This window comes from Streptococcus oralis, assembly GCF_001578945.1.
GTDB classification, from domain to species: Bacteria; Bacillota; Bacilli; order Lactobacillales; family Streptococcaceae; genus Streptococcus; species Streptococcus oralis_Q.
This window is the reverse complement of record NZ_KQ969554.1, coordinates 83,145-100,305: the sequence shown is the minus strand read 5'-3', so window position 1 is coordinate 100,305 and position 17,161 is coordinate 83,145. Positions and strand designations below refer to the sequence as shown.

Below are 17,161 nucleotides of genomic sequence, written 5' to 3'. Positions count from 1 at the left end.
CGAGTTCGAGGCTTTTACCCAGTTTTTCCCCGACTTGTAAAGCTTATAACGCTTTTTCTCATCTACGATCTCGAAATCTTTATTAAATTTTTTACTTCGAAACATTTGATTCCTTTCTTTTATCAAAATGCGACCCTTTGTTAACCTCATGACCATTAACAAAGCGTAAGTTGCACTGTCATTCTTAAAATAAAGCTGGTAGATGGCTACAGTCAGTCCCCATCTCCCACTAGTCTCTCAAGAAAAACATATCCCAATTGGAGTATACCTCTCACTTTAATCTAGCATGCTCCATTGCACACTATACCAAAAAATGTCTACTTTTCCAACTATTTACTACTCTTGTATGCGGTAGAATTTTTTAGAACGCCTAAATTCATACATTTTTTAGGAGAACATCACCGAGTTTTAAAAAAAGACTGAACAAATTTCTTGCTCAGTCTTGACATTGATACACTTATCAGGTATCATTAATTAAAGACTGAGTAAGAAGGTCGGTTTCTTACTCGGTAAGGCGAGAAGTGTTAGCGCACTTTTCGTCTTTTTTTATTCGATTAATTTAAGTAAATTATAACACATTTTTACATACCGTGCAAGTATTTTATGTTTGATTGTAGCACAAAAAGACCTTTTTTCACAAAGGTTATTGTTATATAACTTTTTATATACTTTGTTATGTACTTCTATTGTTTTCGGAAGTAGGATAATCTTTTACTATCAGGATAACATTGATATCTAGATGTATTTTCTTTATCAGTTTTACTCATTCTCTTTTTAATGGTATATGCAGAAACTTCCTCTAAAGAAATAAATTTTTCATAATCTTCTCTCCAGTTCCCAAAGAATAATTCTCTCAAGGAATCCTCATAATTCAAAACAATAATTCGACTCATCGTTTCAGCTCCAGCAAGAGTCCAGTACATCCCCCTTTTTTTCATTCTATAAGTGACCTTACGATGCTGACTCTCCATTATCCCGATTCCTGCATGACTGAATCCTCTCAGTTCGGCTGGTTTAGTGTATTGAAAATTTCTCAATATTTTACTCTTGAACTTCTCAAATAACTCTTGTTCTTCTTCTGTCTCGATATAACTTTCGGTCGTATCTAGGACAGTTCTCATTAACTGCTTATCATGTTGCTTAATCGCCTGGAAAGCTCTCTCTAATAGATCCTCAGAGTAAAATTTTAGATAATTCTTCAACTCCTTATTTACATGGTACTCATCCCAGAAATGTTCGTGGCGTTTAATTCGCAGAACCTTCGCAATTTCTTTGAAAACATAGGGTGTATATCCATGACCTCCATCAGAGTTCGTAATCAATAAAGTCTGATCCGTAACTTCGTAATTATTGAATAGATAATCGATCACCTGCTCCCTCACTAAGCGATTGTCAAGACCAATAAATTCCTTTTTGTCCTGGAGTTCAAATCGATTGCTCCCAACTTTCTGGCTTCCTGTATGGACTACAAAATGGGATAAATCATAATGTTTATTATCCTTATGTGTGTCACGTGCTTTGACCATCACACCATCACCCTCAATATAAATAACCTGGGCTTTTCTTTTGCGAACTTCTTTATTCTCTTCATAATATCGATAGTCCTCTCTTTCCTCCAATAACTTCTCACAAATTTTTACAGCTTTTACTACAATTGGCTTTGTAATAGAGATGTGATAAGTCAATTGGATTACCTGAGTTACTTTATCATATGGCATTAAAGTAGATAATTTGGCCACCTGATACATAAATTCCCAAGAGAAGCGGACATTCTTCTGAAGTCCTAACTTTTCATCTACTGGAATGACCCAATGATCTCCCTTTTTCCAACGTCTTCTTCTAAAAGTAAACTCTCCAAATGTGAAGGCAACGGTTCGCTCCATTGAATGAATACAGGTATAGCCCTTTGCTTTCATGACTGGAATCATCTCCTCATCATACCTAGAAACAAAGTTATAAAATTCTTTTGCATTTTGAAACAGCAATTGATTTTTTAGTTCTCTTTCATCAAAGAAAGCCATTCAGAATCCTCCCTTATTAAAATTACGCTTATTTTAATAAATTTTGACCTGAATGTTCAAATAATCCTTTGTTCTGACGAAAAAAGAGCCTATCTTTTCAGATAAGCTCTTATTTATCGTACCAGGGCTTTTCTTTCCCTTTCAAATAAGATTTGCACATTTCAATAGTAGCGATCCCCATAGGAATCAAAATAATACTCCATAAAATCGTCACAATTCCATCTGCAATAAAGGAAAAGTCACCTGTAAAGTGAAGCCCAAAATACAATAATAATACAACTGGAAGGAAAGCTGGAGCGAATTTTAAAGCAGCCAACCCTAAAACAATTATAAACACCATACTAAGACCAAATGTCTTATAGAACATATAGATAGCTATAGCTCCGATAAAAATAAAGAACAGCTGAACAAGTCTTTTAATATCAATGAAAATCATCATAGATTCCTCCTACTTTATCAGTAATATTTTAAAATCTCATCTGTTAAGTAAATTCTATTGGGTAGATTGGATCCTTGGCGGACTTCTTCAATTAAACCATGATTCTTTAGCTTCTTTTTCAAAGAAATCACTTTACTTTTACCTGATTGAAGAACCTCCATTAGCTCCTCTATAGGGTAACATACAAAAGTATTTCCATTTTCATCATATCCTTTTAATTCAAAGTCAACTGCAGCTCTTAAACGATTTAATAAAAGCATGTAGAGAAAAATTCCACTACCCTTCAAATCATTGAACTGTGGGTTATCTATTATTGGACGAGGAATAAAGAATTGTCCTGAATCTGTTGCTGCTGAAGAAAATTCTGGAATATCTGATAGATTTGATAAATATTTCATTATTCCTTCTCCATTTCAAGTGATTTTTCATGTGAACTGCAGATATTAGATTCTGCCTCGTACAACTTTCTAAGAAGTTCCTCTTTCTCTATCTCTCTCTTTTTATTCATATCATGAGTATAGTCTTTCTCTAGTTGTGGTTCTTCATCGTCATTATCATTTTTCTTCTTTATTTCTTTACTAAAATCTATCATTAAAAATCATCCTTTCTGATATCTCATTACTTAATTTTTCTCTGCATCTTTTCCCATTCTCTTATAATCAGGTTCTCAATATAAGATGAAGCTGATTTTTCACCATGATACTCTACTAAAGCATCTAACATATCGTATCGAACATTATGATGGAGAGAGAAAGGGAAACGTTGCTTTTTATTGTAGCTTTCAGGAGACTTTCTAGCCTCCTGATTTTGTTTCCTAGATGAAGAAATCTTTTCTCTCTTTGGTGTACTTTGGAATGTTTGTTTTACTTGTGCGAATCGATTCTCTGTCATGCTACCTCTCCTTCTAACACACTCAAAATATTTTCATATACGTAGTTTATATTATCATAAAACTTTTGATGTGTCTCTTTTTGGTTAGCTGTCATCTCTTCATGCTGCTCAAAGACACTCTGACTGATCACAAGACTCTTGGCCATGAGCTCTTTCTCCTGGATAGATCCAAGGTAAGCCTGATCTTCTTCAACAACTTCTAAAAATTGTTTGCAGGTGTCTGTTACATTGTTTCCAACGTACTTAATCTTATTCCCAATAAGATAAGGTTCAGCTTTAACATAGCTTTTCTTAGTAATGACTTCGATAGCTTCGCTCTTGATGAAGTCTACAAAATTTTTCAAAGATAACCAGGCACGAAAACCATTAAGAGAGGCATCAGAAACAGCTAAGACAATATCTGATACGGCTATAAAATTAGCCGTAACTAGGCTCTCGTCATTGTGCGTATCAATTAGAATGACATCAAATTGTGCTTCTAACTCCTCGTAATGTTCGCTAAACCACATAAACAACTGGAGATATTTGTTGTTTCGACTAGCCAGATCTAACTGCTCATCTGTCAAACGCTCATCACCACAAATCAAACTGAGATTTTCTGATATTGGAACAATTTCGTACTCTCCAGTCGTAAATATATCATAGACGGTTTTCTCACATTTTACATCAAATGTTCTTGTCAAATTGCATTCCCAAGCTCCATCAATGAGTAGTGTTCTAAGCCCCTTAACACGTGCCAACCAATCCCCTTCATTAAAGGTATCTGTAGTCTTACCACCGCCACCTTTACCTAAGTTTGTTGTCTGAATCTTCATGATTCCCTCCTCGTGTAATTGTGTATTTTGTTATATAACTTTTTATATACTTAATTATACCTGAAACAACTTTTCTTGTCAATATAAAAGCACAAAAAGTTATATAACTTTTTGTGCAACTTGTTAGCCGTATGTACCACCTATATTTCCACCAACATAGGCTTTTAGCTGGATTTGTTGAACCGTAGTATTGAAATTTCCAACGAAATAACTGTTCTCTTCTCCGTTTTTAGTTAGAACAATCAAAAATTGAATAACATCATCTGATTCAGTTGGCATCACTTCCAATTGTTCAGGTTGGAAATCATACTGATTCGTCAGAAGAGCCATCGCAAAGGTTTGAACCATCGCATTCTGTGTCATAGATAAATGATTCTCGATTGTTCCCTTGACATTTGGCAGAAACTTCGTCTTTTTTATATCTGCTACTGCTTCTTCAAAGGCTTTCAACACTTCCTTTTTATCTTCCAGTGTTGCCTCTGCATAGGGACGTTCTAGTTTTAGCTTAGCTGTCCGATAATGCTTTTCATCTGCTGTTTCCTCTTTGGAAGACGGTTCGTTTTGGGCAGTTCCTGAAGAACTCACCTGGGCTGTTTCCTCTATTTTGGTTTGTTGAGATGGCCTGAAACTCGATACGATCCCTATTCCTGCCAAAATCAATAGAACACATGCTACAATCGATACAACCATATTCTCTTTTATCCAATCAATCATCTTATATCCTCCTTTTAATTTGAACTTAATTTAGCTTCTCTGTCATCTGGATAAGCAAAAGAGATTACCTGTTCTTGCTGTTGAGATTTAGTCCAAATACGATAATTCCATGTATATGGAGTTTTGAACTGATCCCAACCACTTAGAGGTGTATTTTGCTCTACAAACAAGATGGAGCCATTCTCAAAAACATGACATACAATACCAGTATGACCATATCCTCCGCCTCCTACCTGTGTAGAAAAAATAGCGCCTTTTTTGGGTGTGCTCTTAACTGAATTTCCAAATATTGCAGCCCACGCTGCCGCCTGATCTTTCCCATCGCCCTGTACGGATCCAGAATGGCCCCATATTTGATTTCCCATGCTAATTGTAAGATTCACACATTGTCCAGCATACTCGTCACTTCCAGGATTATACCATCCTGTAGACTTAGCATAATCCATGCCTAAGCTCTTAGGATCAATAATGAATGATTTCAAGCTATCTGGTAAGTCTTCTGGTTTATACCCCCATGCAGTCGCATCTGAAGGCACAGTTCCCGTTCCATCGGTACTGCTACCTGACTCTCCACATCCACTTTTTTCAGCTGAAGAAGACACCGCACTATCTGAAGAACCGACATCTTGTGTACTGGATCCTTCATAAGGTTTCTCACCATGAGCAGCAATAGCTTCCTTATCAAGCCACTGATACTTTGTACCTAGTTTTTGGTACATATCAGTTAGTTTGCTCTTATAAGTGCCATCTGTAGCCCATCCACCATCTGCTATAGCAGATAGGCTAGCAATACCATTTGTATTGTTTATAGCCCCTTTATAAAGTGTCTGGTGAGCCATAAACTCAGCTTTCCCTACGATCCCTGCATCGTAGCTAGAAAACCAAGTATAAGCTCCTCCTGTGCCGTCTCCAACATTCGCTCCAGGCTTTGTCCCACTTAAATCAACACTATCTTCACCATACGTCGCAAGAGTTACTGGAAAATTACTTTTGCTAGAGGTTTTAACACCTCCCATATTGTGAGCTTTCCAGAAGGAGGTACCATTAGGATTCGTAAAATTAAAGCCATTCTCTATCATTGTTTGAGTGATAGAGGCTGAAGGTAGGAAACCTCCTGCCTTCCAAGACAGGATATAGGCTTCCTTATGCTTTTTTACAAAGTCATCGATGGAACCATCAGCTGAAGAAACTGTTGGGTCGCCAGTTGAAGATGTTGTTTCTACAGCACCACAATCATTTCTTCCATTATTGGTTACAGCTCCCATTATCCCAACTAACATGGTTATCCCAACATTGATAATTAATAGGAGAGCCACAAAAGGAATGAGAATCTTCAGTTTGAATATTTTTTTCATGGATACCTCGCTTATCTACCACAATCCTAATATTGTTCGCAAAATTCCATAAAAAATTAAAAATACAATAAATCCTATTCCAATCTTCTTGAGACCCTTCAAAAACTCCTTATCTCGTTCCTTTTGTGCTTCCAGGCGTTTTGGATCAGATTCTCCCTCTGAAGCGAAATAATCTCTTTCTTGTTGCATGCGATATTTACGAATCAATACATATTGATCAAATCTCTGTTTAGTCCTGGCAATCATTCCTAGTTTATTTTTGGCCATTCTGGCTTACCTTCCTTTCTTATTCAATACCGCCATAGCGCTCAACTTCAGGGGCTAACAGCTGTTGGTTAAAGACTAGATTTCCAACCCCTGCAATGTTCATGAATAACTGCCCTTTCGCCAGACGAGGCAAAGTCTCTAGTTCAGACTGGTTCATTGAGCCAGATAAGGCGTTGGCTAGTAGAGGAACACTGGTTTCATCCGTCTGAGCAAAAACTCTATATTGCATCAGACCAAAAATCCTCTGAACTGCCGTTACGTACGGATCCTTATGAGTGCCAATCCCTGTCTCAAACAGAATTCCCCGTAGAGAATTAACTGACAATACAACACCAGCAAAGTTTTCCCCCATTGTATCAATCATATCGGCCAGGAGGTTGACACTACTTTCATGCTTAGGGTCAATGAGTGTCTGTGCCCCACTAATATTGACAATATAGTGCTGCATATCCATCTCCGTTAAGTCAGGACGTCTCTTCAGTAATTGCTTACAGCGTTTTCCGTTATTGACAATATCAGCCGAGACAAGTGAAAGAACAGAGAATATTTGAACATTTAACAAATGAGGGGCGTTCTTCAAACCTGAGAAGTCAAATGTCACAACTTGCTCTGAAGAGATATCTTGGAATTCTGTTGTTCCCTCGAAAATTTCCGCATTTGTTGTCAATAGTTCGTTAAACGTATTGTAAATACGCTTAACAGCTTTGATTTCAGCCATATCCGTGCTAGAACTTTGTTCTAGTCGACGTTTGTAGGCATCAACAAACAAAATAAAATCAGACAGAATAGGATACTGTTCCTTCACAATATCCGTCGCTTTCAGTTTTTCTGGATTCAACGAAGGATTTCGAGCCCACAATTCTTCTTCAATATAGAACTCATTCAAGAGAGTTCCAAATGTGATTAAATCGTCTCCTGTCACTTCATTATTCAAGAGTTTATAGATACTCTTCAGTTTCTCGATATGAAGGTTGTAAGACTTCTTCTTATCAATTTCAGTTCCTGCTTCATTGGTTACTGTTGGAAATACCTGGAAGATATTGATACGGTTAGATTCCCCTGATAAATCAAGAATCAATCCATGTTGTTTTCGTGTCTGATCAAGAAACTGGCCAGTAGCATCAAAGTTACGAATATAATGCCCCTTCGCATAGAGACCGTCTGTATGTTTCATAAGGAAGGAACGCTGTCCCATCTTTGGATTTCCAGATAGAATCATAAAAGATCGTGTTCTTTTCTCGTCACGTTCTAGAAAATTGAAATTTACCGCTCCGTTTGTTGGAGTCCATCCAAGATAGAAGCCCTTCTCATCTTCTAGTTTCGTATGATTAAAGAAATATCCACCAGCTATTGAGTGAGCTGGAGTCGGTATTCCTCTTCGATGATTGGGCAAATCAATCTGATACTCGGCTGGAATAAATGGGGCATGATATTCAAAATCTAATTCTCCTGATAGAATAGTGGATTTGAATTTCGACGTTTTGTCTTTGACCTCTTCAACCCTCTTGAATAATTCTTCTTTGGTTGATGCAAACACAAAGACACGAATATACATCCCGTACATAGCTATATTTTGCTTATCAATTTCACGGCTTAGTTTATTCAGATTGTCAATTTCATCTAGTTCTTTCCGATTATTGGTTAGTTTGCTATTGTTTGTAATCCGTGTTGACTTCTCTTCAATAGAGTCCTCAATCTCTTTTTGAAGCTGTCTATTATCCTCCTTGTACAGGGACAGGAAGGAACGTGTCCCAGGGATCAATAACAGTTCGGAAAGCCAAAAACGATCCATTCCTTCAGTTGGATACTCATAATAGTGTAAGACCGTATGGTATCCATCTCCACTTATCCAGGAGCGGTCATCCTTTTGAAAATCAATATTTCCTTGCGGTTGAATCTGACTAAGAAAGGCAAGGTCATATCCTTCATTTTTTAGTTGTCTTTGTCTACGTTTTGATAAATCAGGCATGCTATCTCTCCTACACTTTCTCATTCATATTGTTGTATTGCTTTATAATTTGAATTTTCTTCCTGTAGCTGATATCTTGTGGAACAAAATCATTATTTCCATAGGTTTTAGCCTTCCGAACCAATTCGTCCAATTCGGTTGTTGTAGGCGCAAATAGCCACAGAATGAACTCTGTATTATAGACTTCTTGTCGGATGCTTTCTTCAACCTTAATTTGGTTTTGAAGCCAAATTTCACGATCCTTGAGTTGTAAAAAACGTCTATCGTTTACTGATAACTTAGACATATCTTGTCGCACTAAATCCAAATGATGGCGCAAGTCAGAAATTTGCGTATCTGTATTTGTTGGCAAAGTGGTTGTCTCCACTTGGATATTCGGTCCAAATCGAGTCAACCAGGTTTCAAAATTTTCAATGGTTCTCATAACCTCGTTATAAGACATCGATCCTAAATCTTTACCTGGTATCTCCATCAGCTGCAAGTAGCCATAATCAACTAACTGGATATAAGCCTGACTGTTTGGAATGATTGATTTTACATCTAACAACTCAACGCAAGAATGCAAATCAAAATATTCCTGCGTTTGTTTCTTCGTTTCTTGAATACGTCCCAGCGGACGTTTCTCATTTTTTGGGGGTTGAGTTTGTTTAATCGCCATTATGATTTTCTCCTTCTGATATGGTTCAAGCTGATATAACGTTTTCTTCTTCGTCTGAAGAAAAGAAACATGCTGTGCCAATTCTTTTTGCCACCGTTAGTTGGTAATACTAAATAAAGGCTCATAAGAGGGGTTAAGAGTATAAACAAAAACATTTGAATCCACTGACTCTTTGGAAAGACTTTTGGGGCGACTGCTAGGGCAATGACTCCTGTAATCCCTACAAATGCGATATCCAGAAGTAAGAGGCCGATAATCTTGACCTTGGCATAGATATCTCTTGGGACTCCGTATTTTTCACTGTACATTGATTTCTCCTTTCTTTTTTACCTTTCCATTTTATAAGATAATCACGATTTCTTTTTTAAAGGTACAATGACTTTTCAAATGGTATCTCACCAGTCAGTGTTATATAAAAAATTATATACTTTCTTGCACACAAAAAAGAAGCCTCAAGCTTGAGACTTCTTGACTAAATCAAAGAATGATTCTTCAGAAAGGAAAGTGATGGATTGACCTTCTGATATTCTTCTAAGCGCTGCATCATGTTTTTTAGACCGTTTATCTGGATCAAAAAGATCCAACTGCTTGTGTCCTAAAACCAATATATCTGTCTTAGAAGATACATAGTTTTGGACGAAAGCTCCTTTACTTTCCAAAAATCGTATGGCTTCTTCTCGAGTAAGGGGACGTAGGCTTCCTGTGATAACAATGTTCTTCCCTGTTAAATCCATAGTTCAGCCTATTCTTCTTCGTCGTCACTCTCAGCACCCGTGATATGTCGTCCCCCCTGCATACGCTGTCCTGCTTGTTGCATTTGCTGGCTCATATAATTCATTTGATTCATGCTCTGTTGAAATTTTTGTTGAGAAGAATCAGGCTGTGTTGGTGGTTGTGTCGATTCTGAAACTGGTGCTTCTGCAGGTGGATTTGGATCTTGAATTTGGGACTCCATTCCTTCAGCTGAAGAAGTTGGATCGACAATAGGTGCTTCTGTTGTTCCTGGATCAATTGGAGGTTCAGGAATATCAATCGGCCCAGGCTGATCAATTCCAGGAACAGCATCATTTTTCAGAGCGTTATAGGTCGCATTGTGAGCAGAGGCAGCCTTATCATCCAGCTTATCTAAAACGTTGCCAACTGCCCCTTTCGTATTTTGCATGGCTTCAAAAGTTTTCCATTCTGCCAAATCAACCATATTGCTTACACCACCTTTGGCCGCATTCATCAAGCCTTGGTCTTTTACAGAGTTCCAAGCACCTTGAATGCCACCTCCAGTTCTGGCAAGACTATTGCCCAGAATCTGACTACCCTTAGAAACCACTCCAGGGGCTTTTTGAGCCATATCCATACCAAATTGACCAAGAGCCATACTGCCATTAAAGACACCGCCTGCTCCAGCCGCAAAGGCATTGCCCATCATCATAGCACCAAGCAATTGTTGCGCTGTTTCGCTATGTCCTGTTGAAACTCCAAGCCAGCGCTCGATCATAGCCACTCCTTGCATTGCTGCAAAGAATACTCCAACATAGACAAAGGCAGCTGCGAGACACTGTTCCCACATATTGAGTCCGTCAAAGAATCCGCCAGAAAGCTTCGTCACAGCTGAAACAGAAAGGATTGGCAAATCTCGGAAAATCTCAAGCGTTACACGCAGAATAATGACTTCAAAGAAGATTCCTGCTAAAGCACCGCCAATTGTTCTTAACAGCTCCTTATATTTCTTTGAGTTTGATAAAGAACTGTAGCCAAGAATCGGAGAGATCATGGCTTCAATCAGAATATCAAAAACTGATTTGACGAGCTTAATGATCATGCTGACCAAAAGAACAATCAGGATAATGTACTGGAGGAACAAGCCTATCCAGTTGACTTTATAACGCATGTAAACTGATTCAAAAGCACTCAATTGATTAATGAGGCGGTGTTCTGTAATGCTTTCAACACCTGTATTATTGGAATCTAACTTATGGAGGAACAAACCTTTAATACCATGTATTTTGTCATTTTTCTGCATTCTATTTAGCACTTCTGGATTTGTTGTACCATAGTTTGCCCCAAAATCAATCTTGGTCGCAAAATCAGTCGTGTCCCGCTGTTCAGGGTTATCCGTGATATTATTGACAGGGGTAGAGCCTTCCTGAACAGGCTTGATGTAGCCATAATCATCCATTGGAAACAACTCCGTTGAAAAATCCTTGTAGATCAAGACTTTTAAGTCGACGATATTATTTTTCATAGGCTGGATTGCCAAGGAGGAGACAGGTTGACTACCAGATGGCGCTTCACTGGAGACCGTCTGGATAGACATGGCATCCTGTGCCACTGCCGTTGAGATGGTGGTTAAAGCTAGTGGCAAAACGGAAGTTACAGCCGTTACCAAAAGGAAATTCGTGATGACTCCCTTGTATTTGACTGGCTTTGTAAAAACTCCTGCGACGGCCGACACGACCAAAATCAGAGTAAACAAGGACGTTCCTAATATCTGAAACCAGTAAAAGAACTGACCTATAATCGTCTTCTGGTCTCCTAGATAACCAAAGAGTCCAAAGAGCTTGAACATATTATTAAAAACATGTTCTAGGCTGGAAGTGATTTGATAAAGAGCCTTTGCAATCCCTCCTGGTAAATAGGTGAGAAATGCCATAAATGCAGGAGTCGGTTCTAAATAGTTTCCCCAGTAGGAATAGAACTCTGCCAGCTTTTTTGCATTCTCGCCTGTGATTTCACCATTGAGATCTTTGACCTCATTCACCAAATCTGAAAAGGTTTGATAGTGCACTAAAGATACCTTCTTTCTTTTTAAGATACCCCTATCATATTCGATAATGGCAAAATCGTTTTTAAAGGGACAATGAAATTCTGACAAGAAAAAAAGCCTCAAGTAATTGAGACTTTTGTAAATTAATCTGCGGTTCCGTTGAAATCATAGAAAGCATTGTCCTCTTTATAGCCACGACGGAGTTCAATAATTCGGATTTTTTTACCACCCTCAGTCAAGACGACTTGATAATAAGCCTCTGCTTCTTCAGGCTTATCTATATCTCTATAATCAACAGCTATTGTAAAGTTATCCTTTCCTTTCAGCTGACTCTCTAAACTAACAATAGTCCCCCTGAAAGCGGCTGGGATTGTCTTTACTTGCTCCTCTGACAGAACACTATAATTAATACTTTCACCGTCGTTATTTGAGATGGTTCGTTTTTCTTTATCAAATTTTAAGGTAGTTCCTACTCCGCCCTTAAAATCAGTACTCTCATAACTATGTTCTGGGGAAAATCCTGTATAGCTATCTTTTAGCACATTTTTAGCGAGACTTTCAGGTGATTTTTGACCACATGCCCCTAGTAAAATCAAGGCTAACCCTACTAAAACAATTCTTAAAAAGTGCTTTGCTTTCATCCCATTTCTCCTATCCGTTATTTATCTCATTATAACAAACATCATTTTTTCTTGCAAGTGTTTATATAACTTATTGTACATCTTTTTAGATAACTTCATCCGCAAAGAAGTCGTCTCCGTCATCATAATAATCATAGTCACCGTGAATAACACTAGCTGCAGCTGCTTGGAATAATTCATCTGTGGAAGTAAAGGATTGGGATTGCACCTTTTGCCCTTTGCTGTGACGACCTGATAGTTTAGGAGTTTCGCCATTGTTGCTGAGGAGTGGCATGGTCAAACGTTGCCTCCAGTCGATGATGTTGTTGAAGGCTGTACCAGCATCAACTGCTATCTCCTGAAGCTCTAGCTCACGGTGGGCACTTTCGACTGGAATATCTGCAAGAGTCATCGATGTATCAAACTCCTCTTGTAAGAACATGTACTTGTAAGGGAAGCTGTTCTTATCATGTGCGAAGATTGGATCCGTTGTGACCTTACGTCCAACATTATCCCGTCCTTTGACACCACGGAGGATCACTGCTTCTCCTTCTTGAAGTTTAGCTAACTGGGTCGGGGTCATCAACTCTTGTCTTGGATTTTCAACAGCTACATTTGGATTGGCTTCATCTAGGATATTGCTGGAGCGTCTTCTGCGAGTAATGGTACGTGTACCCAACTCCCCACTAAATCTCTTATTGGTATCTGGAGACGTCGTTTTGACGTAAACTTTCAACGAACAGTTATCCAGAATGGTTTGCGTAACATTTTCACCATAGACATTGACCAATTGCTCCAGGTTTTGAATCCAAAGATAATAGAGAATATTTTGACCCAATCCGATGGAAATTTTCGTATCCATGTGAGGAATAGCTGGCATGTTTGTAAACTCATCCAATATATGGAGAATCCGATTGATACATTTCCGCCCATTTGTTAATGCAAGCTCATAGTTGGCATTGTATAACTGATCTAAGAACAAAGAGACAATCCCATTGTATTCTGTGCGGTTTGGCGGTGTTACCAGGTAGATGACTTTCGGTTTATCTGAATAAATAAGTTCAATATCCGACTCCTGAAGAAGATTTTGGGTATCTTCTTTGTTCTTTAAAACGGTGATATCGATATGATCTAAAATCGGCTTCTTGGTATACTCATCTAGTTCTAGACTATCTCCATCTCTTCGATAGACTTTTTCAGCTGAGAATTGGAAGACTTGATCCCGAACTGGAGACTTACCATTTTTCTTATGATTAAAATCAATCGTAACCGTAAACTGATCTGGAAGTTTAGGTTCGATGGCATAAGTCAGATAGCCTTCTCCATCAATAAGAGCTGTCGCTTGCTTCACATAGTCGACTTGCTTTTCAACTTTGCCCCATTTCTTCAAGCCTGTAATCGTTACTTTAGCAGTCTTATGCTTAAACTCATTTTTTAGTTGACTGTTGGTGCTTGATCTGAACTTAACGGACAATCGACGTGGGAAGCCAAAAGACTCTAAATCAATCGAGTTTTTGGAAGTCAGTTTGGCCACATTGTCTTGCAAGAACAGGTTGATTCCTGTCATCATGCTAGAGTAGACATTCCCTTTAGTCTCATCACCACCAAAGTCGGAAGCACGAAATTCGATATCCGCCATTTGTCTAAATTTCGAGAATTGTTTTTGATTCACTTGTCTCAAATTATCAAAATAGACCGTGATTTTTGATTTCTTGGATACCTGTTGTTCTCTAGTTGGATTCTCAACGACTTCCCCCGTTCCATCTACAAAGACTTCTTCTGATCCCATTGTGGCTAAAAATTTCGCAACGTTTGGGATGGTAATGGTGTCCCAAGCATCCTCTTCACCATTTTGAACGGTTTCATTAGCCCTGTCCATCAAAGCCATTGTCAGAGCGTTAAATAGGGATATAGAAGACTTACGAAAATACTCCGCATTTCCCTTCTCTCCTCCCTTTTGTTTGGGATAAATGGATTCTGCGACTGCGTTGACATAGGTTTGCGTTTTCTCATAGTAGCCCTTCTTTGCGGCTGCTATGGCCAAAGCTAGGGGATTGAAAGACATAGACCAATCCATATTTTGGAAAGAAAGCACATCAACTTCATAGCCACGTTGCCTCATCGTTTTGTAAGAGGCTTGGTAGTGTTCTCCTTTCGGGTCTGCCAGAACCATCGATGGCTGCAATTCCGCACGGCTGTTGATATCAATCGCTGTCGTGATCTGACCTTCCCCCTTACCTGAACGAGTCATCCCAATCCCTAACAGATTCGTAGGTTTATCTTCAATGTAATAATATCCCGAAGGAAAAGATTGCATGCCCAAAATGCGTTCCGCATTGGTCACGTATCGACTGATTGTCTTATTTTGCCATAACATTTGCGTTCGGAGTGTTTGCCCAGCTAAATCATGAGTCAACTCATGAAGCACAGGAGCCCCACCTTCACCTGGATAAGTTAAAGCTTTATTCGGAATCTTTTTGTATTGACGACGGATTTCATCAATCGTCACAAAACGGTCATCCCCCTCCTCATTATGGTTGTAGTCACGAAACTGCTCAAAGTTGATCCAAGCAGATTTCCAAGCAAGGACTAGACCCATCAGAAAGAGAGGAAAAGCTAAAATCGGGGCAATCCAAAAGACTTTTACATTCAGTAGACTCTGAAACAAGAGACTATTCAAGTCAAAGTTTACGGCCTTACTGGCATCTTTAAACGACCAGGCACTAAAATAGAGAAAGCGGATGGTAGCTCTTAACACAGTGACCAGATAATTGGTCAAGATAAAGGCAATCAAGCTAAAACCTAATCCCATATAAACGAAGCTGCGGTAACTTTTAAAATAAAGAATGGGTTTCATTTCTTTATCAAACCGTTTCCGTTCTCGTTTAACAAAAGGGAGGGTATAGAATATCCTGAAGAAAACATTCCAAAGAATGAGAGAGACAAGCGCAAAGATTTTAGGTAAGAATGACTTCATCCCATTGATCAGCCCTCTAACTGATTGTCTCCATACTTGTTTCCAATCAATCGCTTTATGATCTTTCAAACCTCTTTTGAAAGTCTGCTTCAGCCAACTCTTGCTTTTTAGTAACCACTGATACTGCCTTAAAAAGTAAGGTTGAAAGAGTCTAAAGAGGTAATAGCCCGTACCTCCTAGAAAAAGCAAGGTATTGAGCCAACTGGCTCGAATCACTTGGATAAGGGTATAAAATACTACTTCAAATAACTCAAACAAACGACTACCCCCTCACACCTTCCAAGAACCATTCCATTTTTCGAGTATAGAAGCTCGAAAAGAGAAATATGTGAAACTGTAGCCTTGGAGAGGCTTTCTCATAACGGTTAAAGTAATTTTCTAACCATTTCTCCCCATCCAACTGAAGAACATTCAATCGGCTAGACCGACTTTGTTCTAAGTAATTGGTCACCTGAAGAGATTCTGCAATCAATTCATCAGACAGATAATTGTATTTTTGTCTTGCCATTGTTGCACTCCTTTCTTATTATTTCTTAATTCCCCTCTATTCTAAGGGATAATATCAAATTCTTTGTTAAAGGGACAAAAGATATTGTTATACCATAAGTTATATAACTTTTTGTGCAATAAATGAGCGACAAAAAAAGCACACAAGTGTTCTTGTATGCTTTCAATCCCTTTAGAATGGGGAATCCGCATCCATTGGTTCAGGATAAGACGGAGGAATAAAACTTGGTGTCGGCTGAGAAAAGCCCTGTTGTTCCTGCTTACGTCGATTAGATGCTTCCCTATTTTCAAGGAAAGTGATTCCTCCTTGTTGATTTGGGGAAATAAACTGATACGTCCGACGTTGACCCTGTTCATCATCATAAGGCCGTTGGATAATTTCTCCTTTTAAGAGGATTGGAGAGCCTTTAGATAGGCTCTGAGCCATCAATTCCGCTTGTTTTCCATAAACTTGTACATGGAAGAAACTAGGGATTGGTTTATTTGTATCATCAGTCATACTCGAATCACAAACAAACTCAAATTTGAAACTGGCATGACCATTTTGAGTTTGACCTACTGCATCGCTTGGGATGAATGCAACACGTCCAGAAGCGATAAATACTTGCATTTTTTCTCCTTTCAATAAAGACCACAAGAGAGTTATAACCCAGCTTGTGGTCATCCTTTCATTTTAGTTCGTCAAATTAGTGTTCTTTCGACTTACGAAGACCTGCAAAACTCAACAATCCTAAAATCATTCCTACAACCGGAAGCATGCTTGCTGCTGTTCCAGTATTTGGCAGTGATTGTTTTGGTTTTCCTGGTTCTTCAGGTTTTGGTGGTTCTGGAGTGTGGGTTGTTACCTTGGCAGTCATTTCTTGTCCATTGACAATATTGACAAAAGTATTCTCAACTTCTCCAGCTGCGATACGCTCAACTTCAATATAGAAGTCTGCATCAAAGGTTCCTTTAACTCCTAGAGATTTTAGGAAGTCTTGGTTAATAACATAAGACCATTGGCCACCTTTAGCATCCCACTTAACAGTCACAAGTTTCTTGATGAACTCTGAATTGGTATCTTGGTTGAACTCAAAGGTAAAGGCGTAAGAGGCACCTTTGGCAATCTTATCGCCTGCCTTAACCACTTTACCATCCTTCAGGATAACATCGTAAGGTAAGGTTAGA

At 38.6% G+C, this 17,161-nt stretch carries 20 protein-coding genes; all 20 read right to left on the bottom strand.

What is annotated here, in order from left to right; genetic code table 11:
• A partial coding sequence (locus tag SORDD16_RS12260; RefSeq protein ID WP_164966474.1) for a KxYKxGKxW signal peptide domain-containing protein occupies positions 1-105 on the bottom strand: 105 nt, incomplete at its 3' end.
• 578 nt (positions 106-683) lie between these two features.
• On the bottom strand, positions 684-2,021 hold the full coding sequence (locus SORDD16_RS08385; protein ID WP_061453112.1) for an ISLre2 family transposase: 1,338 nt from the start codon (positions 2,019-2,021) through the stop codon (positions 684-686).
• Between the two features lie 109 nt (positions 2,022-2,130).
• Positions 2,131-2,460: a hypothetical protein gene (locus SORDD16_RS08380; protein ID WP_061453111.1), complete on the bottom strand. Its 330-nt coding sequence runs from the start codon at positions 2,458-2,460 to the stop codon at positions 2,131-2,133.
• Positions 2,461-2,477: 17 nt separating this feature from the next.
• Entirely contained in the window at positions 2,478-2,858 is a 381-nt protein-coding gene (locus SORDD16_RS08375) for a replication initiator protein A (RefSeq protein WP_061453110.1), read from the bottom strand.
• A complete protein-coding gene (locus SORDD16_RS08370; protein WP_061453109.1) occupies positions 2,858-3,052 on the bottom strand; it encodes a hypothetical protein in 195 nt (64 codons plus the stop codon). The genes SORDD16_RS08375 and SORDD16_RS08370 overlap by 1 nt, the downstream gene beginning before the upstream one ends.
• Before the next feature lie 26 nt (positions 3,053-3,078).
• The gene (locus SORDD16_RS08365; protein WP_061453108.1) at positions 3,079-3,351 is read right to left on the bottom strand and encodes a hypothetical protein; all 273 of its coding nucleotides are present in this window, start codon (positions 3,349-3,351) and stop codon (positions 3,079-3,081) included.
• Positions 3,348-4,166 carry a ParA family protein gene (locus tag SORDD16_RS08360; RefSeq protein WP_044021366.1) on the bottom strand — a complete coding sequence of 273 codons (819 nt, stop codon included), beginning with the start codon at positions 4,164-4,166 and terminating at the stop codon, positions 3,348-3,350. Before SORDD16_RS08360 ends, SORDD16_RS08365 begins: the two co-directional genes overlap by 4 nt.
• Positions 4,167-4,289: 123 nt before the next feature.
• Positions 4,290-4,880, bottom strand: coding sequence for a hypothetical protein (locus SORDD16_RS08355; protein WP_061453107.1), 591 nt, complete (start codon positions 4,878-4,880; stop codon positions 4,290-4,292).
• Positions 4,881-4,894: 14 nt separating this feature from the next.
• A complete protein-coding gene (locus tag SORDD16_RS08350; RefSeq protein ID WP_061453106.1) occupies positions 4,895-6,235 on the bottom strand; it encodes a CHAP domain-containing protein in 1,341 nt (446 codons plus the stop codon).
• Positions 6,236-6,250: 15 nt separating this feature from the next.
• Positions 6,251-6,502 carry a hypothetical protein gene (locus SORDD16_RS08345; RefSeq protein ID WP_061453105.1) on the bottom strand — a complete coding sequence of 84 codons (252 nt, stop codon included), beginning with the start codon at positions 6,500-6,502 and terminating at the stop codon, positions 6,251-6,253.
• 19 nt (positions 6,503-6,521) lie between these two features.
• On the bottom strand, positions 6,522-8,471 hold the full coding sequence (locus SORDD16_RS08340; protein ID WP_061453104.1) for a virulence factor: 1,950 nt from the start codon (positions 8,469-8,471) through the stop codon (positions 6,522-6,524).
• A 10-nt stretch (positions 8,472-8,481) separates the two neighbouring features.
• Positions 8,482-9,129 carry a hypothetical protein gene (locus SORDD16_RS08335; RefSeq protein ID WP_061453103.1) on the bottom strand — a complete coding sequence of 216 codons (648 nt, stop codon included), beginning with the start codon at positions 9,127-9,129 and terminating at the stop codon, positions 8,482-8,484.
• A complete protein-coding gene (locus SORDD16_RS08330; protein WP_061453102.1) occupies positions 9,129-9,437 on the bottom strand; it encodes a DUF5592 family protein in 309 nt (102 codons plus the stop codon). Before SORDD16_RS08330 ends, SORDD16_RS08335 begins: the two co-directional genes overlap by 1 nt.
• A 144-nt stretch (positions 9,438-9,581) precedes the next feature.
• The gene (locus SORDD16_RS08325) at positions 9,582-9,863 is read right to left on the bottom strand and encodes a BRCT domain-containing protein (RefSeq protein ID WP_061453101.1); all 282 of its coding nucleotides are present in this window, start codon (positions 9,861-9,863) and stop codon (positions 9,582-9,584) included.
• Positions 9,864-9,871: 8 nt separating this feature from the next.
• Positions 9,872-11,911 carry a pLS20_p028 family conjugation system transmembrane protein gene (locus tag SORDD16_RS08320; protein WP_061453100.1) on the bottom strand — a complete coding sequence of 680 codons (2,040 nt, stop codon included), beginning with the start codon at positions 11,909-11,911 and terminating at the stop codon, positions 9,872-9,874.
• Positions 11,912-12,033: 122 nt separating this feature from the next.
• Entirely contained in the window at positions 12,034-12,531 is a 498-nt protein-coding gene (locus tag SORDD16_RS08315) for a hypothetical protein (protein WP_061453099.1), read from the bottom strand.
• Between the two features lie 85 nt (positions 12,532-12,616).
• Positions 12,617-15,745 carry a VirD4-like conjugal transfer protein, CD1115 family gene (locus tag SORDD16_RS08310; protein ID WP_061453098.1) on the bottom strand — a complete coding sequence of 1,043 codons (3,129 nt, stop codon included), beginning with the start codon at positions 15,743-15,745 and terminating at the stop codon, positions 12,617-12,619.
• 4 nt (positions 15,746-15,749) lie between these two features.
• Positions 15,750-15,995 (bottom strand): hypothetical protein, encoded by a 246-nt coding sequence (locus tag SORDD16_RS08305; protein WP_000113750.1) that lies wholly within the window; start codon positions 15,993-15,995, stop codon positions 15,750-15,752.
• A gap of 171 nt (positions 15,996-16,166) precedes the next feature.
• Complete coding sequence (locus tag SORDD16_RS08300) at positions 16,167-16,604, bottom strand: single-stranded DNA-binding protein (RefSeq protein ID WP_061453097.1); 438 nt, start codon at positions 16,602-16,604, stop codon at positions 16,167-16,169.
• A 76-nt stretch (positions 16,605-16,680) separates the two neighbouring features.
• The coding region (locus SORDD16_RS08295) for an LPXTG cell wall anchor domain-containing protein (RefSeq protein ID WP_081215188.1) at positions 16,681-17,161 on the bottom strand (481 nt) is incomplete at its 5' end.